This is a genomic window from Saccharopolyspora ipomoeae (assembly GCF_029952525.1).
In the GTDB taxonomy this organism is placed as follows: domain Bacteria; phylum Actinomycetota; class Actinomycetes; order Mycobacteriales; family Pseudonocardiaceae; genus Saccharopolyspora; species Saccharopolyspora ipomoeae.
The window spans coordinates 55,593-73,903 of sequence record NZ_JASAOF010000013.1 but is presented as its reverse complement, the minus strand read 5'-3'; the positions used below and the strand labels follow the sequence as shown (position 1 = coordinate 73,903).

Genomic DNA, 18,311 nt, shown 5'->3' with positions numbered 1-18,311 from the left:
CCTGGTGAGCCGCGAACCCCCGCCCAGCCCCCGCTAGCCTGGGATCATTCGCCCGCTGCGGGCTCCGGCAGGAGGTGGCTCACCCGTGACAGACGAGTCGTTCGGTCGCGTCCGGCGACGGCACCGCGCGGCGTCGGGGCTCACCCAACCGCAGCTCGCCGAGCGCGTTCACGTGGACCAATCGGCGGTGTCCCGCTGGGAGAACGACCGCGCGGTTCCGGCCCGGGCTCTCGTCGAGCGCCTGGACGAGGTGCTGGGCGTGGGCGGGGACCTCGTGCGCAGCGCCTTCCCGGCCGAGCCAGCGCTGCTCCCGCGCAGTGGCGAGCCCGTGACCAGCGACCACGTCGACGAACTGCGTCGGAGCATTGCGAACCTGGTGCAGCTCGACGGTCGGTACGGGGGCGCGGAACTCGTCTCGATGGCCGTCCGCATGTTCACGACCGCGACCGCGCGGCTGGCCTCCGGGATGGTCCCGGCCTCGCTCGAAACCGATTTCACCGCCACCGTGGCGGAACTCGGCGAAGTCGCCGGATGGCTCGCGTTCGACGCCCAGCAGCACGACAAGGCCCGCGCGCTCAACCTGGAGGCGCTCCACCTGGCCAGGCTCGCCGGAGACACCGGCATGGAGCTGTTCCTGCTGGGCAACATGGCCTTGCTGGCTCAGGAGGCAGGGCAGGATCGGGAAGCCCTGCGAACGGTCGAACTCATGGAACGCTTCCGGCTCAGCCCGCGCGTGCGAGTCATGGCGGCTCTCCGACGGGCGCGGGCTGCCGCCGCCCTGGGCGACGAGCGCTCGTTCACGCTCATCCGCCGTGCGCAGGCCGAGGTCGATTCCAGCGTCCAGAGCACCGACCCGGAGTGGGCCTGGTGGGTGGACCGGCGAGAGCTCACCGCTCACGAAGGCGGCATGTGGCGCGCGATCGGACGTCCGGACCGAGCAGTGGATTGCTACGCCGCTGCGCTCGAAGGGGTTCCGGACCGCTACCGGTGGGCGGCCTACTTGGGTGGCGCGAACCTGGTCGCCGCCCTGGTGGAGGTCCGCTCGTGGTCGGAAGCGGAACGCGCAGCGACCCAGGTCGCGAACCTGGCGGCGGAAGTGACCTCGGCCCGAGCGGCCTCGCGACTGGCCGACGCCGCCGCTGCAGCACGACGTCGCCGAGCCCCGCACAGCCTCGAAGGCCTCCTCTCCGCGCTCGCCGGCCGATAGCGCTCATGCGAATCATGCCCGGAGCATTCGCACGAGGAACATCATCTCCACCCGCGACGTGATGACGCCGAAGTCGTGACCATGAACAGCGACAACGCTTCTCAGCGGGCAGCACAGGTCGGCTCCCGGTCGGAACGTCACTTCCGGGTCCCGGTGCCGCACCACGATCAAACCGGCGGAACGCGCCACGCCTTCCGAGGCACCCGGTGGGACGGCGAGCGCGCCGCCATGTCGGTGTGCGGTGAACACCTCGCCCTCGCTCGCCCCAGCGAGCTCGACTGGATCTGCTTCCCCACTTGCCGCTTCTGCAGCGACGCGCTCAAGTCCGAGAGTTGAGGTGCGGGCGCCGTCGGGCTCGGCACTGGACAGTTTTAGCCATGATTGTCCGGGCAAAACGGACATTGATCATGGGTGATGATGGCTAAAACTGTCCGTTGACGAGCGGTCAGAAGCCGAAGCCGCCGAGGTCGAAGCCGTCGAGGCCGCCGTCGTTGAAGGTGTCCGGGTTCATGCCGTCCGCTCCCGGGTCCATCCCGTCGGGGCCTGCGCCGTCGGCGTTCACGCCGTCCGCGTAGCCGTCTGCGTAGGCGGCCTCCGCGGGGACCGTGGCCATGCCGACGAACATGGCCGACATCAACGCGTACGAACCCGCGGTCCACACGCCTGCGGCCAGGGCGGGCTTCCACCACGGGTCGCTGTACCAGCCCTGGGGCACCGGCTTCCCGGCGACCGTGCCGCCGGGGTAGTAGTGCGGCGTGCGCTCGCTCGGGTGCGGCGAGGCGACCTGCGTCCTGCCGTCGACCTCGACCTCGCGGTCCTCGTCGACGTGACCCGCGTAGCGCTGACCCGTCAGGACCGGCAGCTCCGGACCGGGGTCCATGTCCATCGCCAGGCGTGCGGCGCGCACGTAGTACAGGCCCTCCATCGCCGTCTCCGAGGTCAGCCGGGCCTGCTTGGCCGTGGTGGCCGCCTCCAGCTGGGTGAGCGCGGCGGCGTGCCGCTCGGAGGCGTCGGCCAGGGCCTGCTTGGCGGCCTCATCGGTGCCGACGAGGTTGAGGACCTGACCGCCCAGCCGCTCCACCCAGCGGCGGGCCTCGGCCTTGTCGTCCTCCAACTGCTTGCGCTGGTGCGCCAGCACCTTCCGCCGGGACCACCACACGGCGGTGCCCAGCACGAGTAGCACGATCAGCAGAACCACGAGTGCGCTGGTCATCCCTGCCTCCCCCGGGGGACGCCGTTGCCCTCGACGGTACGCGCGTCAGAAGGCGTCGGGACAGCTCGGAGCGCGATCGCCCGCCAGCGCCCGCGAGGCGGCGGTCAGCGCACCCGGCTCCAGCTCGCGCACCCGCCCGGCCGCTGCGAGCTGGTGCAGCGTGCTCCCGCCCAGGTAGGCCGCGGCCAGATCCGCCACGTCCAGCGCCAGCTGCGCCGGCTCGGAGGTGCGCTCGACCGCGCTCGCGCGGGTGCGCAGCCGCCAGCGGCCCTCGTTCCACGGGCAGAACGCGTCGCGCACCTCCAGCACCACGTCCACGTCCGCGAGGTAGTCGCGGGAGGTCAGCGCGGCCTCGACGTCGACCAACCGCAGCCACACGCCGTCGACGACGCGCTGCGCGGCCGCGCGCGGATCGACCAGCATCCGCACCACCGGCTCGTCGATCGCTGCCTTGCGCCAGGTGACCTCGCTGACCAGGTCGAAGTCCAGCAGGTGACGGCACAGCGCGGCGTAGGAGGCGGGGTCGTCGGCGACCAGCGAGACGACCTCCATCCGGTAGTCCGGCCCGCGCTCCGTCCAGTCCGGGGACACCCGGTAGATCGCGTGACCGCCGTCGTGCAGGGCGCAGCGGTAGGGCGCGCGACCCGCGCGGGCCTGCCGCATCCGCTCCCGGGCCCGCCACGCGCTGTCGCGGCCGATCCAGCCCGGCCGGTTCGCCGCCGCCCGCGCGTGCTGCGCGTAGATCGCCGGCAGCGCCTCGTCCAGGTCGATCTCGCGCACCGGCCGCTCGTCGACCTCCACGTCACCGCGGAACGCGACGCGGCCGGGCAGCGAGAGGTGGTTCTCGAAGCTCGCCATGCCGTAGCCGAACCGGCCGTAGATGGCGCCTTCGGAGGCGTACAGCGCGGCCAGCGGGACGTCGGCGTCGCGCAGGCCGTCGAGCTGCGCGCGCATCAGGGCCGTCAGCACGCCGCGACGGCGGTGACCTGGCTTGACACCGACGAGCGTCACGCCCGCGACGGGGCAGCTCCGCGCACCGGGCAGGCTCATGTACGTCGAGTAGTGCCCGCCGCAGCCCACCATCTCGGCGTCGTCGAACACCCCGAGCGGCGTGACGTGCGGGACGATCGGCCTCAGCCGCGCCAGGTCCGCCTCGGAGTCCTCCAAGAACGCGGCCCCGAACACGGACGTGAACTCGTCGTGCTCGGAGTCGTCGAGCCGCCTCGCCTCAAGATTGCCCATGCAGCATTGGTACCGCTCCGGGGAGATCGAGGCGACCCGTTTTTCAGCCGCCCAGCGGCACCTCGGCGATCGTCTCCCACTCGGTGCTGGAGTGGTCGCGGCTCATCTTGACCAGCGACAACGCCGAGACCTTCGCGGTCGCCGACTCGACGATGGTGGCCTGCAGAGTCGCGATGGCGAAGATCGCCGGACCGTCGGTCGTGGAGTGGGCGAGGCTGACGTGCTTGTCGATGTCCTCGGGCTCCGACGGGACCGAGTCGAGCACCTCGGAGGTGGCCTCGCGCACGGCCGCGCGCAGGTCGAGCACGCTCGACTGCGGCTCGGCGGGCAGCGCCAGCGACTCGGGCAGCACGACCGCGTGGTGGAACGCCAGCGTCAGCGGCATGACCTCGGCCAGCTTCGGCCGCGCGGCCTCCAGCAGCGGCTCGATGCGGGACGGATCCACCTCGTCGGTGAACCCGATCTCCTGCACCAGGATGTGCATCCATTCCAGCGGGACCAGGTCGAAACCGGGCAGATCGCGCAGCGCGTACTGGTAGTCGTTGACCAGTTTGCGCAGCCCGGGCTGGTCGGCCAGCGGCAGCACCCAGGCGTAGCCGGTGCGGCCGCGGTGCCAGTCGGTGCGCCAGCGGGTGTGATTGCGAACCTGATCGGCATGTGGCATGTCGGTCACCCCTCACATAGTGCCCGGACGTGTCCGGAAGTGGGGCGCGCTTGACCTATCTCACGGCTTCGACGGCTCGGGTTCACCCTGCCGTGCGGCGGCTTTCGGGCGGTCGAGAGTGGCCGCGGCATCGGCGTCGCGCACCCGCAATGCGAGCACAATACCCAGCACCGCGAACGCCACCGAGACCAGGAACGCGCCGTGGAACGCGCCCAGCTGCGCTTCGGCCGCAGCCGCAGGCACGGACGGGTCCACAGTGGATTGGTTGTGCTGCGAGAGGACCGTGAGCACCGTCGCCACCACCGCCGTGCCCAGCGCGGTGGCGACCTGGCGGGTGACGTTGAACATCGAGCTCGCCATGCCCATCGCCGGACCGGAGATCTGAGCGAACGTCGCGGTCTGCACCGGCGTCATCAGCAGGCCCATCGCCAGGCCCTGGGTGGCCAGCATCAGGCCCAGCGCCCACAGCGGCGTCGACAGGTTCTGCAGCTGCAGCATCCCGCCGATGATCAGCTGGACGACGAACCCGGCGATCACCAGGCGCTTCGGGCCGATGCGTCCGTAGACGCGGCTGACGACCTGCGTGGTGGCCAGCATCGCCAGCGCCTGCGGCATCAGCACCAGGCCCGCGAACATCGGCGACACCCCGCGCAGCGTCTGCAGGTAGAGCGGGATGAGGAACAGCACGCCGAACATCGCCCCGGTCATGCACAGCAGCAGCAGGTTGCCGGTGCCGAACAGCCGGTCGCCCAGCAGCCGCAGGTCCAGCATCGGCGAGCGCACGGCGAGCTCCCGCCACACCAGACCACCGATGAGCAGCGCGGCCGCGATCAGGCTCAGCCACACCGCGGGCCGCGTCCAGCCGATCTGCGCTCCCTGGTCCAGCCCGACCAGCAGCGTGGCCAGGCCCGCGCCGGCGAGCACGAAGCCCGGCACGTCGAAGCGGCCCGGATCGCGGGTGCTCTCCTCCTTGAGGAACAGGATCGTGAACAGCAGCGCCAGCGCCCCCACCGGCAGGTTGATGAAGAAGATCCACCGCCAGCTCGCGAACTCGACCAGGACGCCGCCGAGCAGCGGTCCCAGCATCGGCGCGACGGTGATCGGGATCGACAGCACCGCCCCGGCCTTGGCGCGCTCGTGGGCCGGGAAGGCGCGGAACATCATGGCCTGGCCGACGGGCACGAGCATGCCGCCGCCGACTCCCTGCAGGATGCGCGAGCCGACGAGCATCTCCATCGACACCGCCAACCCGCACAGCATCGAGGCCAGCGTGAAGATGACGACCGCGGCCTGGAAGGTCTTCTTGCTGCCGAAGCGGTCGGCGATCCAGCCGGACGAGGGGATGAACACCGCCAGGCTGATCATGTAGCCGGTCAGCACCCACTGCAGCTGCGCGGGCTCGGCGTGGAACTCACGACCCAGCGTGGCCAGGGCCACGTTGAGGATCGTGACGTCCAGGATCTGCATGATCAGCGCCAGCACGAACGTGATGCCGACCAGCCACTTGTACTCGAGCCGCCGCACGAAATCCCCCCGCCGAAAAGACCGGAAACACCTTCAGCATCCCGCACTCGGCCGACAATCCCCAAGACGATGTTGTCGCCGGTCACAGGCGTCTCGCTGGTCGAAAACCGCCCCTCGCGAGTAGAGCGCGGGCACGAAGAAGGGCGGAGATCCCGGCTGCGTCACCGGGGTCTCCGCCCTGCTCGGAGCGGGCGACGGGAATCGAACCCGCGTAGCCAGTTTGGAAGACTGGGGCTCTACCATTGAGCTACGCCCGCGTGCCGGTTTCACCTGGTCGCCGCGGGGTTGCCGCGGTCCGTTGGTGACCTTGCGTGCCCTAGCTTAACCGGTCGCGATAAGCTCTTCGCAACGCACCCGGTGATTCCCGGGTGCGCCGCACGTCGGACGGGGTGTGGCGCAGGTTGGTAGCGCACTCGCTTTGGGTGCGAGGGGTCGTGGGTTCAAATCCCGCCACCCCGACGTGTCGGCCGGCCGCTCGCAGTGCTCGCGAGTGGCCGGTTCCGCTTCTCCCGGGTGATCCCCGCCGCACCGGCGGGTGGTCCCCGGTAACGACTCGGTGAACCGCTCCGATTTCCCCGGCGTGCGTGATGCGATTCCGGCCGGAACCGGCGTTCAGCGGTCCGCCGCCGCGGTGTGCGCGGCCCTGTGCGCCGCCGCCGTGGTGGCGCTCGTCGCCGTGTCGCTGTGGGTGCCCGGTCCGCAGGTCGTCCCCACCACGTCTCCGGCGGCGGGCATCGTGACCGCCGCGACGCCGACCGAGCTGGGGGTTCCGCCCGCTCGCTGAGCCGGTGCGAGGGCCGGTACGGGGCGCTTGTCGCAACCCCGGACCGTGTGCTCGGGTGGGAAGCAATAGACTCGGTGGTCAGCCCGGCATTGGACGTGGTGTTTGGCCGCGCCCTCAAGGCCAGCGCCGGGGAATCAAGCACGTTCGCACTAGGAGACCACGTGAAGAGCACCGTCGAGCACCTGAGCCCGACGCGCGTCCGGATCAACGTCGAGGTGCCGTTCGACGAGCTCAAGCCGAACTTCGACCGCGCGTACAAGGAACTCGCCCAGCAGGTCCGCATCCCCGGCTTCCGGCCGGGCAAGGTCCCGGCGCGGGTGCTGGAGAGCCGCATCGGTCGTGGGCCCGTGCTCGACGAGGTCGTCAACGAGGCGGTTCCGGCCAAGTACCTGGAGGCTGTCAACAGCGACGAGCTGCGCACCCTCGGTCGCCCGGACATCGAGGTGACCAAGATCGAGGACGGCGCGGAGATCGCGTTCACCGCCGAGGTCGACGTCCGCCCCGAGATCACCGTGCCCGCCTTCGGCGAGCTGTCGGTGAGCGTCGACGACGTCGAGGTCGCGGAAGAGGACGTCAACGAGCAGCTCGACTCGCTGCGCGCTCGTTTCGGCACCCTGACCGGCGTCGACCGCCCCGCGCAGGAGGGCGACTTCCTCAGCATCGACCTGTCGGCCACGGTCGACGGCGAAGAGGTCGAGGACGCCCAGACCTCGGGCCTGTCCTACGAGATCGGCTCGGGCCAGCTCGTCGAGGGCATCGACGACGCCGTGATCGGCGCGACCGAGGGCGAGACGAAGACCTTCACCACCAAGCTGGTGGCCGGTGAGTACGCCGGCAAGGACGCCGAGGTCTCGGTCAAGGTGAACTCCGTCAAGGAGCGCCAGCTGCCCGAGGCCGACGACGAGTTCGCCCAGATGGCCAGCGAGTTCGACACCGCCGAAGAGCTGATCGCGGACCTGCGCGAGCGCCTGGGCCGGGTCAAGAAGATGGAGCAGGGCATGCAGGCCCGGGACAAGGTCCTGGACGTGCTGCTCGAGACCGTCGAGGTCCCGCTCCCGGAGAAGGTCGTCGAGCAGGAGATCGAGGTGCGCCAGCACGACGCGGTGCACCCGTTCGACCACGACGAGAAGGCCTTCGAGGCGTACCTGGAGTCCCAGGACAAGACTCGCGAGCAGTTCGACGCCGAGACCCGCGAAGAGGCCGAGAAGGCCGTTCGCACCCAGCTGGTGCTGGACACCATCGCCGATGAAGAGGGCGTGTCGGTCTCGGACGAGGAGCTGACGCAGCGGATCATCTACCAGGCGCAGCGCTTCGGCATGAGCCCCGACCAGTTCGTGCAGCAGGCCCAGGAGTCGGGCCAGATCGGCGCGCTGTTCGCCGACGTCCGCCGCAGCAAGGCGCTGTTCTCGGTGGTCCGCCAGGCCACCGTGACCGACGCGTCGGGCAACGCGCTGGACATGGACGAGCTGTTCGGTCCGCAGGAGGACGAGGAGACCCCCGCGGTCGTCGAGGGCGACGCCGCCGAGGTCGAGGCCGACGACGAGAAGGCCGAGTCCGCCAAGCAGTGACCGGGCTCTCGCCGGACAACTTGATACGCAAGCTCTAAGCGAACGTGGGCGGTACTGGGAAGCTGGTGCCGTCCACGTTCGTTAGGGTCGGTTGTAGCGGATCACCCGAGTAGGGAAGCAGGACATCACCTGCGGTCGCCGAGGACTCCCGGTGGTTCGTCCGGTCCATTTTGGAAGGACCGCCGACGAGCTCCGGGACGACCCGACCGACCAGGGTGGACAAGGGCCCAATGTGGGAGAAGGCAGGGGAGACGTGACGCAGCACCTGACTGTTCCGGCGTCCGACGCGCAGGCGCCGTCCATGCGGACGGGCACGAACGGACTCTCGCTCAACGACTCGGTGTACGAGCGACTGCTGCGCGAGCGGATCATCGTCCTCGGCTCCCAGGTCGAGGAGAACATCTCGAACCAGATCTGCTCGCAGCTGCTGCTGCTGGCGGCCGAGGACCCGGACCGCGACATTTCGCTGTACATCAACTCGCCGGGCGGTTCGGTCACGGCGGGCATGGCGATCTACGACACCATGGAGCTGATCAAGCCGGACGTCGCCACGGTCGCGATGGGCATGGCGGCCTCGATGGGGCAGTTCCTGCTCTCCGCGGGTGCCAAGGGCAAGCGCTTCGCGCTGCCGCACGCGCGGATCATGATGCACCAGCCCTCGGCCGGACTGGGCGGAACCGCGGCCGACATCGCGATCCAGGCCAAGATGTTCTCCAAGCACAAGGAGGAGATGGCCTCCCTGATCGCCGGGCAGACGGGCAAGTCCGTCGAAACGATCATGACCGACTTCGACCGGGACCGGTGGTTCACCGCCGAGGAGGCCCGCGACTACGGGCTCGTGGACTACGTGGCGAGCGCGGCGAACCTGCCGACCAGCTGATCACCTCTCCCGCACCCGGACCGAATTACGAGGAGTCACCCGTCGTGAACCCTTACCAGTCGTTGCAGTCCCGGTACGTGCTGCCGTCGTTCGTCGAGCGCACCGCGTACGGGGTCAAGGAGTCCAACCCGTACAACAAGCTGTTCGAGGAGCGCATCGTGTTCCTCGGCGTCCAGGTCGACGACGCCTCGGCCAACGACGTCATGGCGCAGCTGCTGTTCCTGGAGTCCGACGACCCGGACCGCGAGATCCAGATGTACATCAACTCCCCCGGTGGCTCGTTCACCGCGATGATGGCCATCTACGACACCATCCAGTACGTGCGCCCCGACGTGCGCACCATCTGCCTGGGCCAGGCGGCCTCGGCGGCGGCGGTGCTGCTGGCCGCGGGCACCGAGGGCAAGCGCCAGGCGCTGCCCAACTCCCGCGTGCTGATCCACCAGCCGTCCGTGGAGGGCATCTACGGTCAGGTCTCCGACCTGGAGATCCAGGCCGACGAGGTCCAGCGGATGCGCGACCTCATGGAGTCCTCGCTGGCCAAGCACACCAAGCGCTCCCAGGAGCAGGTGCACGAGGACGTCGACCGCGACAAGATCCTCACGGCCGAGCAGGCCAAGGAGTACGGCATCATCGACGAGGTCGTGCCGTACCGGAAGCTCTCGTCGCAGCAGTCCTGACGTGGCGTTTCCCGGGGGCTTCCGGGTCCCCGGGAAACGTTCCGGCAGCGTGAGTTCCGGTCGCGGCACGCGGCTCGACGGGCGCCACGCCCGGCCGCACGGGTCGCGACACGCCGAGCGCGACGCTGGTCACAGCACGCACGGCGATGGCGGACACTGTGAGTCTCCCCGAACTCGGGGAACGACAGGTACCGTCGGAGGCACATACGGTCAGGCACGCCGTTCGGAGGGTGTGCCGGAGGGGACGGGGTCAGCGGTCATGGCACGTATCGGTGACGGCGGCGACCTGCTGAAGTGCTCCTTCTGCGGGAAGAGCCAGAAGCAGGTGAAGAAACTCATCGCCGGCCCCGGCGTGTACATCTGCGATGAGTGCATCGATCTCTGCAACGAGATCATCGAGGAGGAGCTGGCCGAGGCCGGCGAGGTCAAGCTCGACGAGCTGCCCAAGCCCGCGGAGATCCACGAGTTCCTCGACCAGTACGTCATCGGGCAGGACCCGGCCAAGCGCAACCTCTCGGTCGCGGTCTACAACCACTACAAGCGCATCCAGGCCGGTGAGCGGCGCGAGGCGCGGGGTGAAGAGGCCGTCGAGCTGGCCAAGTCCAACATCCTGATGCTCGGCCCGACCGGCTGCGGCAAGACCTACCTGGCGCAGACGCTCGCCAAGATGCTCAACGTGCCCTTCGCGATCGCCGACGCCACGGCGCTGACCGAGGCCGGCTACGTGGGCGAGGACGTCGAGAACATCCTGCTCAAGCTGATCCAGGCCGCCGACTACGACGTCAAGCGCGCCGAGACCGGCATCATCTACATCGACGAGGTCGACAAGATCGCCCGCAAGAGCGAGAACCCGTCGATCACCCGCGACGTCTCCGGTGAGGGCGTCCAGCAGGCGCTGCTGAAGATCCTGGAGGGCACCACCGCGAGCGTGCCGCCGCAGGGCGGACGCAAGCACCCGCACCAGGAGTTCATCCAGATCGACACCACGAACGTGCTGTTCGTCGTGGCCGGCGCGTTCGCCGGGCTGGAGAAGATCGTCGAGGAGCGGGTCGGCAAGCACAGCGTCGGCTTCGGCGCGGAGCTGCGCTCCAAGACCGAGATCGACACCGCCGACTACTTCTCCGACGTGATGCCCGAGGACCTGATCAAGTACGGCTTGATCCCGGAGTTCATCGGTCGTCTTCCCACGATGGCCAGCGTCACCAACCTCGACAAGCCGTCGCTGGTGCAGATCCTCACCGAGCCGCGCAACGCGCTGGTGAAGCAGTACAAGCGCTTGTTCGAGATGGACAACGTGGAGCTGGAGTTCACCAAGACGGCGCTGGAGGCCATCGCCGACCAGGCGATCCTGCGGGGCACCGGGGCGCGCGGTCTGCGCGCGATCCTGGAAGAGGTCCTGCTGCCGGTCATGTACGACATCCCGAGCCGCTCGGACGTGGCCAAGGTCGTGATCACCGAGCAGACCGTGCGGGAGAACGTCAACCCGACGATCGTGGCCCGTCAGGCGTCCCGCCGGGAGCGGCGCGAGAAGTCCGCCTGAGCTGTCACTTCGCGAGCGCCCCGTGCCGAACCCGGCACGGGGCGCTTCGCCGTTCGCTCCCCTGACGCGGTCATGTCGGTCACCCGGCGGACACCCGGTGCCACGTCCTGCGCGGCCGCGGGGAATAGTTGATATTGGATGGGTGGCGACGACTAGTCCGGGAGTGCCTGCCATGAGCGAGATGCGTGTTGTGCTGGTCCACGGGATGACCGGTGCGGGCCCCTGGCACTGGCAGCAGTGGTTGGCGACGCGGCTCCGGGACGAGGACGTCCACGTCGACGCCCCCGTGCTCCCCGATCCGGACCGCCCCGACCTGCGTCGTTGGCTGCCGGTGCTGCGCGAGCACCTGGCCGCCGTGCCGCCGGAAGCGGAGCTGGTGGTCGCGGCGCACTCCTGCGGCGTCGCCCTGTGGTTGCACCACGCGGCCACCATCGGACCCGACGACCGCCGCGCGGACCGGGTCCTGCTGGTCGCCCCGCCGGACACCGAGTGGGACCACCCGGACGCTCGTGACATCACCCCGTACCCGGTCGACGCCACGTCCCTGCGCCGCGCCGCGGGCGTGACCCGCCTGGTGGTCGGCACCGGGGACGCCTTGCTGCCGATGCACCGCGCCCACGCCCTCGCCGAGGACCTCCAGGTGGAGATGGACGTCATCCTCGACGGCGGCCACCTCAACACCGACGCCGGCTACGGCCCCTGGCCCTCCGCCCTGCGCTGGACCCTCTACGGCACCGCCCCGCTCCACGACCGCTTCGACACCGACGCCTACACGGCAGGCCGCTCCCAGGAACAACTCCGCCTCGTCTAGGCCCCCACCAGCCCAAACACACCCCCACGTCGAAAACCGCAAAATTCATCGCGTCGAAAACCCCGGTTTTCGCGCGATGAATGCTGCGGTTTTCGATCGGGGGGACCGCTGGTCAGGGGTGGATGTGGCCGCCGATGAAGTCGACGAGTTCGGGGAGGGCCTTGCGGAAGTAGGTCTTGTTGTGGCGGCCCGGACTCGTCGAGGCGTAGGTGGGGTGGGTGAGGCGGATGAAGCGGCGGGTGCCTTCGATGAAGCGGTCGGCGTTGCCGCACCAGACACCGATCGGCAGGTCACCGAGGGCGTTGAGGTGGTGCAGCGGGTCGATGGCGCGCCACTCCGCCTCGTTGGTGAACGCGCGTCGCTTGCGCATCTCCCGCCAGCTGGTGTGCAGGGCGGGCGCGATGACGCCCGCGGTCTGCAGCGGGTCGCCGAGCTCGCGTCGCCGCCGGGCGTAGACCAGGGCGCCGAAGCCGCCCATCGAGATGCCCGCCGCCGCGATCGGCTTCCCGAGCTCGCGCTCGGAGAGCCACTGCGGGACCTCGTCGAGCAGCATGCCCATCGCGTCGTCACCGGGACGGCGATGCCAGTAGTTGTTCGGACCACCGTCCACCGACAGCAGCGTGAACGGCGGAATCCGCCCGGCCGCAACGGAGTTCGACAGCCACATCGGCAGCCCGGAGACCGAGTCCAGCGCGTCCCCGAAGCGCCCGTGCAGCATCAGGCACACCGGCAGCCCCCGCGGATCGACGCCCTTGGGGTGGATGACCACCATGTCCACGGCCTGCTTGCGGGCCTGCGAGTAGATCCGCTCCACGGAGACGTTCTTGGCCAGCGACACGCGCTGCTCGACGGGAGCGCTCGTGCTGTCGGTGGTGAGGCCGAGCCCGGCTGCCGTGAGCCCGGCGGCCCCCGCCAGCAGCGCGCGGCGCGACAGGGCCCCGCCGATCGATCTCCGGTTCGGCAATGCAGTCCTCTCCTCGAACACCTGCGGCAATCATCCCAACTCCGGCAGGCGTCCGTCACGCGGATTCCGCGATCGTCACCCGCTCCGCTCCGGTGTAGACGTTCATCGAGGACCCGCGCAGGAAACCGATCAGCGTCATGCCCTGCTCCTCGGCCAGCTCCACCGCCAGCGACGAGGGCGCCGAGACCGCCGCGAGCACCGGAGCACCGGCCATCGCGGCCTTCTGCACCAGCTCGAACGAGGCGCGGCCGGAGACCACGAGCACGCAGCCGCTCAGCGGAACACGGCGCTGCATCAGCGCCCAGCCCATCACCTTGTCCACCGCGTTGTGCCTGCCGACGTCCTCGCGCACCGCGAGCAGCCGCCCGTCCGAGGTGAACAGCCCGGCCGCGTGCAGGCCGCCGGTGGAGTCGAACACGCGCTGGGCCGAGCGCAGCGCGTCCGGCAGGCCGATGAGGGTGTCCGTCCGGATGCGCACCGGATCGGCGGCGGGGGAGTGGCGGGTGCGCAGCTTCACCGAGTCCAGCGCGGCCTTGCCGCACACCCCGCAGGAGGAGGTCGTGTAGAAGTTCCGCTCCACGGAGGCGTCGGGCATCGGAACGCCCGGGGCGAGCGCGACGTCGAGCACGTTGTAGGTGTTGCGGCCGTCGGGACCGGGGCTGTCGCAGTAGCGCGCGGTCGCCAGCTCCTCGGCGTCGCCGATGACGCTCTCGGTGAGCAGGAAGCCGTGGGCCAGTTCGACGTCGTGGCCGGGTGTGCGCATCGTCACCGTCAGCGGCTTGCCGTTGACCCGGATCTCCAGCGGTTCTTCGGCGGCGAGGGCGTCCGGCCTGCTGCGATGCCCGTTCGAGGCGATCCGCAGCACCGGTCGTCGCACCGTGACGCGTCCCATCGGGCCTCCTCGGAACTTTGTTTCAAATTGAAAGAGATTCCTCGTTCCGGGTCCTGGTCAACAGTATGCTCGGCGCGCTTTATCAACGTCGCGAAGCCGGGAGGCCCAATGGTTTCAGGGCTGCTGTCACCCAGTCGAATCGTCGCACCACCGGACTGGAGCAGGTGGCTGATCCCGCCGGCAGCGCTGGCCGTGCACCTGTCGATCGGGCAGGTCTACGCGTGGAGCGTGTTCAAGCCGGCGCTGGAGGACTCCCTCGGGCTGTCCGGGACGCTGAGCGCGCTGCCGTTCCAGCTGGGCATCGTCATGCTGGGCCTGTCCGCCGCGGTGGGCGGCACGACGGTCGAGAAGCGCGGCCCGCGCTGGGCGATGACCGTGTCGGCGGTCTGCTTCTCGCTGGGCTTCCTGATCTCCGCGCTGGGCGTGGCGCTGGGCCAGTACTGGCTGGTCGTGCTCGGTTACGGCTTCGTCGGCGGCATCGGCCTGGGCATCGGCTACATCTCGCCGGTGTCGACGCTGATGAAGTGGTTCCCGGACCGCCCGGGCATGGCCACCGGCATCGCCATCATGGGCTTCGGCGGTGGCGCGCTGATCGCCTCGCCGTGGTCGACGTCGATGCTGTCCGCCTTCGGCGAGGACCGCTCCGGCATCGCGCAGACGTTCCTGGTGCACGGCGTGGTCTACGCGGTGTTCATGTCGCTGGGCGCGCTGCTGGTCCGCACCCCGGCTCCGGGCTGGAAGCCGAAGTCGATGCCCGAGCAGCTCGCCAAGCCGATGATCACCACGGCGAACGTGACCGCCAAGAACGCGCTGCGCACTCCGCAGTTCTGGCTGCTGTGGGTCATCCTGTGCTGCAACGTCACCGCGGGCATCGGCATCCTGGAGAAGGCGTCGCCGATGATCGTGGGCTTCTTCGCGCACAGCGCGACCCCGGTCGCCACCGGCGCGGCCGCCGGTTTCGTGGCGCTGCTGTCGCTGACCAACATGGCCGGGCGCTTCGTCTGGTCGTCCACTTCGGACATCGTGGGGCGGAAGAACATCTACCGCCTCTACCTCGGTGGTGGAACGCTGCTGTACCTGGGCATCCTGCTGTTCGGCGCGACCGGCGTCCCGGTGTTCGTGCTCTGCGCGATCCTGATCCTGTCGTTCTACGGCGGCGGGTTCGCCACCGCTCCGGCGTACCTGAAGGACCTGTTCGGCAGCCTGCAGGTCGGCGCGATCCACGGCCGGCTGCTCACCGCCTGGTCCGCGGCGGGCGTGCTCGGGCCGCTCATCGTCAACGCGGTCGCCGACTCGCAGGAGGCCGCCGGTGCCCAGGGGCCCGACCTGTACGCGGTCTCCCTCTACATCATGATCGGCCTGCTGATCGTGGGCTTCATCGCCAACGAGCTGATCCGGCCGGTCGACCCGAAGTTCCACGAACCGGCGAAGGGAGAGCAGCAGTGAGCACCGTGAACCGCCAGATCCTCCTGATCGTCGCGTGGCTGTGGGTGGGCGTCCCGTTCCTCTACGGCCTCTACGAGCTCATCACCAAGGTCACCAAGCTGTTCACCGGCTGACCTGCGGCGCCGAAAGGGCCCGGCTCATCGCGAGCCGGGCCCTTTCGCGTGCCTCACCTCACGTACCCGCTGGTGGCGGCGGGTGGTATGCCCGGGGAAACCGCCGTTCGGGCACTCGTAGAATCCGACGTGTGACACAGACCCACGCAGCCGCAGCCAACCGTGAACTCCCGTCGACCTGGAACCCGGCCGACGTAGAGGCCGAGCTGTACGAGCGCTGGGTGGCCGCCGAGTACTTCACCGCCGACGCGAACAGCGACAAGCCGCCGTTCTCGATCGTCATCCCGCCGCCGAACGTCACCGGCAGCCTGCACATCGGCCACGCCTTCGAGCACACCCTCATGGACATCCTCACCCGGCGCCGCCGGATGCAGGGCTACGAGGCGCTGTGGCTGCCGGGCATGGACCACGCCAGCATCGCGGTGCAGGCGCTGGTCGAGAAGCAGCTGCGCGAGGAGGGCGTCGACCACCGCGAGCTGGGCCGCGAGAAGTTCCTGGAGCGCGTCTGGCAGTGGAAGGAGAAGCACGGCGGGGCGATCCTGTCGCAGATGCGTCGCCTCGGCGACAGCGTCGACTGGTCCCGCGAGCGCTTCACCATGGACGACGGGCTGTCCCGCGCCGTGCAGACGATCTTCAAGAACCTCTACGACGACGGTCTGATCTACCGCGCCGAGCGGCTGGTCAACTGGTCGCCGGAGATGCGCACCGCGATCTCCGACATCGAGGTGGAGCACAAGGAGGTCGAGGGCGAGCTCGTCTCCATGCGCTACGGCGACGGCGAGAACTCGATCGTGGTGGCCACCACGCGCGTCGAGACCATGCTCGGCGACACCGCCATCGCGGTGCACCCGAACGACGAGCGCTACCGGCACGTGGTCGGCACCGAGGTCGAGCTGCCGCTGACCGGCCGCAAGATCCCGATCGTGCCGGACGAGCACGTCGATCCCGAGTTCGGCACCGGCGCGGTCAAGGTGACCCCGGCGCACGACCCGAACGACTTCGAGATCGGCAAGCGGCACGACCTGCCGATGCTGACGATCATGGACGAGCAGGGCCGCATCGCCCACACCGGAACCCGCTTCGACGGCATGGACCGCTTCGAGGCCCGGGTCGCGGTGCGCGAGGCGCTGCGCGAGCAGGGCCGCATCGTCGCCGAGAAGCGCCCCTACCTGCACAGCGTCGGCCACAGCTCGCGCTCCAAGGAGCCGATCGAGCCGCGGCTGTCGTTGCAGTGGTTCGTCAAGGTCGGCCCGCTGGCGCAGGCCGCCGGCGACGCCGTCCGCGACGGCCGGGTCGCCGTGCACCCGCCGGAGATGGCCAAGCGCTACTTCGACTGGGTCGACAACCTGCACGACTGGGCCATCTCGCGGCAGCTGTGGTGGGGCCACCGGATCCCGATCTGGTACGGCCCGAACGGCGAGGTCGTGTGCGTCGGACCGGACGAGGAACCGCCGTCGGGCGACGGCTGGCGCCAGGACGAGGACGTCCTCGACACCTGGTTCTCGTCCGGCCTGTGGCCGTTCTCCACGATGGGCTGGCCCGACGAGACCCCGGAGCTGGAGAAGTTCTACCCGACGTCGGTGCTGGTCACCGGCTACGACATCCTCTTCTTCTGGGTCGTCCGGATGATGATGATGGGCCTGTACGCGATGAAGGACCGGGACCCGGCCCGCGCCATCCCGTTCAAGACCATCGCGCTGCACGGCATGGTCCGCGACGCGCACGGCAAGAAGATGTCGAAGTCCGCGGGCAACACCGTCGATCCGCTGGAGTGGATGGACACCTACGGCACCGACGCGCTGCGGTTCACCCTGGCGCGCGGCGCGAACCCGGGCACCGACTCGCCGATCAGCGAGGAGTGGGTCTCGGCGTCGCGCAGCTTCGGCACGAAGCTGTTCAACGCCACCAAGTTCGCGATGATGAACGGCGCCCGGCTGCCGGAGTCCACTCTGGACCGCGCTGCGCTGACCGACGCCGACCGCTGGATCCTCGACCGCGCGGACGCCCTGGTGTCCTACGTGGACGAGATGATGGAGGACTTCCAGTTCGCCAAGGCCACCGAGGCGCTCTACCACTTCACGTGGGACGAGTTCTGCGACTGGTACCTGGAGCTGTCCAAGGTCCAGTTCGACGGCACCGAGGAGCGCGCCGAGCTGACCCGCCAGGTGCTGGGTCAGGTCCTCGACACGCTGCTGCGGCTGCTGCACCCGACGATCCCGTTCCTCACCGAGACCCTGTGGACGGCGCTGACCGGCCGCGAGTCCGTGGTCATCGCGGACTGGCCGCAGGCCACCGGCGCGGGCGTCGACACCGGTGCGGCGGACCGGATCGCGGCGACGCAGAAGCTCATCACCGAGATCCGCCGGTTCCGGTCCGACCAGGGCCTCAAGCCGGGCCAGAAGGTCGCGGCGCGGCTCAGCGGCGTCTCCGAGCTGGGTCTGGACGCGCACGTGCCGGCGGTGCGCTCGCTGGCGAAGGTGACGGCGCCGGAGGACGGCTTCACCTCGTCGGCCTCCATCGAGGTCGGCCTGGCCGAGGGCACCGTGACCGTGGAGCTCGACCTGTCCGGGGCGATCGACGTCGAGGCCGAGCGCAAGCGCCTGGCCAAGGACCTCGCCGCCGCGGAGAAGGAGCTGTCCGGGGCCGACAAGAAGCTCGGCAACGAGTCGTTCCTGGCCAAGGCGCCGGCCGAGGTGGTGGACAAGATCAAGGCCCGCCGCGAGACCGCGGAGGCCGACATCGCCCGCATCACGGCCCGCCTCGAAGCCCTCCCGCAGAGCTGACCC

17 protein-coding genes and 2 tRNA genes are annotated in these 18,311 nt (G+C 69.6%); 11 read left to right on the top strand and 8 right to left on the bottom strand.

Going from position 1 to position 18,311, the window contains the following annotated elements; genetic code table 11:
* Positions 1-85: 85 nt before the first annotated feature.
* On the top strand, positions 86-1,207 hold the full coding sequence (locus QFW96_RS19545; RefSeq protein WP_281457132.1) for a helix-turn-helix domain-containing protein: 1,122 nt from the start codon (positions 86-88) through the stop codon (positions 1,205-1,207).
* 12 nt (positions 1,208-1,219) lie between these two features.
* Here QFW96_RS19545 and QFW96_RS19540 read toward each other — a convergent pair whose 3' ends face one another.
* The 6 genes from QFW96_RS19540 to QFW96_RS19515 all read right to left on the bottom strand — a co-directional run bounded on the left by QFW96_RS19540 (position 1,220) and on the right by QFW96_RS19515 (position 6,107).
* Positions 1,220-1,609, bottom strand: a complete 390-nt coding sequence (locus tag QFW96_RS19540; protein ID WP_281457131.1) for a hypothetical protein — start codon at positions 1,607-1,609, stop codon at positions 1,220-1,222.
* Between the two features lie 43 nt (positions 1,610-1,652).
* Positions 1,653-2,420 (bottom strand): hypothetical protein, encoded by a 768-nt coding sequence (locus tag QFW96_RS19535; protein ID WP_281457130.1) that lies wholly within the window; start codon positions 2,418-2,420, stop codon positions 1,653-1,655.
* A 45-nt stretch (positions 2,421-2,465) separates the two neighbouring features.
* On the bottom strand, positions 2,466-3,662 hold the full coding sequence (locus QFW96_RS19530) for a GNAT family N-acetyltransferase (RefSeq protein WP_281457129.1): 1,197 nt from the start codon (positions 3,660-3,662) through the stop codon (positions 2,466-2,468).
* A gap of 43 nt (positions 3,663-3,705) precedes the next feature.
* Entirely contained in the window at positions 3,706-4,326 is a 621-nt protein-coding gene (locus QFW96_RS19525; RefSeq protein WP_281457128.1) for a 2'-5' RNA ligase family protein, read from the bottom strand.
* 60 nt (positions 4,327-4,386) lie between these two features.
* Entirely contained in the window at positions 4,387-5,850 is a 1,464-nt protein-coding gene (locus tag QFW96_RS19520; RefSeq protein WP_281457127.1) for a DHA2 family efflux MFS transporter permease subunit, read from the bottom strand.
* 186 nt (positions 5,851-6,036) lie between these two features.
* Positions 6,037-6,107, bottom strand: a tRNA-Gly gene (locus QFW96_RS19515).
* 128 nt (positions 6,108-6,235) lie between these two features.
* Here QFW96_RS19515 and QFW96_RS19510 point away from each other — a divergent pair.
* From QFW96_RS19510 to QFW96_RS19480, 7 genes are all read left to right on the top strand, one after another.
* Positions 6,236-6,309: transfer RNA gene (locus QFW96_RS19510), tRNA-Pro, on the top strand.
* 121 nt (positions 6,310-6,430) lie between these two features.
* A complete protein-coding gene (locus QFW96_RS19505; RefSeq protein ID WP_281457126.1) occupies positions 6,431-6,634 on the top strand; it encodes a hypothetical protein in 204 nt (67 codons plus the stop codon).
* 161 nt (positions 6,635-6,795) lie between these two features.
* A complete protein-coding gene (gene tig / locus QFW96_RS19500; RefSeq protein WP_281457125.1) occupies positions 6,796-8,202 on the top strand; it encodes a trigger factor in 1,407 nt (468 codons plus the stop codon).
* A gap of 253 nt (positions 8,203-8,455) precedes the next feature.
* Positions 8,456-9,082 (top strand): ClpP family protease, encoded by a 627-nt coding sequence (locus QFW96_RS19495; protein ID WP_281457124.1) that lies wholly within the window; start codon positions 8,456-8,458, stop codon positions 9,080-9,082.
* Positions 9,083-9,126: 44 nt separating this feature from the next.
* The gene (locus QFW96_RS19490) at positions 9,127-9,759 is read left to right on the top strand and encodes an ATP-dependent Clp protease proteolytic subunit (RefSeq protein WP_093421173.1); all 633 of its coding nucleotides are present in this window, start codon (positions 9,127-9,129) and stop codon (positions 9,757-9,759) included.
* 259 nt (positions 9,760-10,018) lie between these two features.
* Positions 10,019-11,299: an ATP-dependent Clp protease ATP-binding subunit ClpX gene (gene clpX, locus QFW96_RS19485; RefSeq protein WP_281457123.1), complete on the top strand. Its 1,281-nt coding sequence runs from the start codon at positions 10,019-10,021 to the stop codon at positions 11,297-11,299.
* A gap of 172 nt (positions 11,300-11,471) precedes the next feature.
* A complete protein-coding gene (locus tag QFW96_RS19480) occupies positions 11,472-12,110 on the top strand; it encodes an RBBP9/YdeN family alpha/beta hydrolase (RefSeq protein WP_281457122.1) in 639 nt (212 codons plus the stop codon).
* A 112-nt stretch (positions 12,111-12,222) separates the two neighbouring features.
* Here QFW96_RS19480 and QFW96_RS19475 read toward each other — a convergent pair whose 3' ends face one another.
* Together QFW96_RS19475 and fdhD are read right to left on the bottom strand one after the other, a co-directional pair.
* Positions 12,223-13,074, bottom strand: coding sequence for an alpha/beta hydrolase (locus tag QFW96_RS19475; protein WP_281457121.1), 852 nt, complete (start codon positions 13,072-13,074; stop codon positions 12,223-12,225).
* Between the two features lie 55 nt (positions 13,075-13,129).
* Positions 13,130-13,966: a formate dehydrogenase accessory sulfurtransferase FdhD gene (fdhD, locus tag QFW96_RS19470; RefSeq protein ID WP_281457120.1), complete on the bottom strand. Its 837-nt coding sequence runs from the start codon at positions 13,964-13,966 to the stop codon at positions 13,130-13,132.
* Positions 13,967-14,074: 108 nt separating this feature from the next.
* On the opposite strand from fdhD, the gene QFW96_RS19465 reads away from it, so the two are divergent.
* From QFW96_RS19465 to QFW96_RS19460, 3 genes are all read left to right on the top strand, one after another.
* The gene (locus tag QFW96_RS19465) at positions 14,075-15,412 is read left to right on the top strand and encodes an OFA family MFS transporter (RefSeq protein ID WP_281457119.1); all 1,338 of its coding nucleotides are present in this window, start codon (positions 14,075-14,077) and stop codon (positions 15,410-15,412) included.
* Positions 15,409-15,525 (top strand): MFS transporter small subunit, encoded by a 117-nt coding sequence (locus QFW96_RS30225; RefSeq protein ID WP_425524771.1) that lies wholly within the window; start codon positions 15,409-15,411, stop codon positions 15,523-15,525. Before QFW96_RS19465 ends, QFW96_RS30225 begins: the two co-directional genes overlap by 4 nt.
* A gap of 131 nt (positions 15,526-15,656) precedes the next feature.
* The gene (locus tag QFW96_RS19460) at positions 15,657-18,308 is read left to right on the top strand and encodes a valine--tRNA ligase (protein ID WP_281457118.1); all 2,652 of its coding nucleotides are present in this window, start codon (positions 15,657-15,659) and stop codon (positions 18,306-18,308) included.
* Positions 18,309-18,311 lie beyond the last annotated feature (3 nt).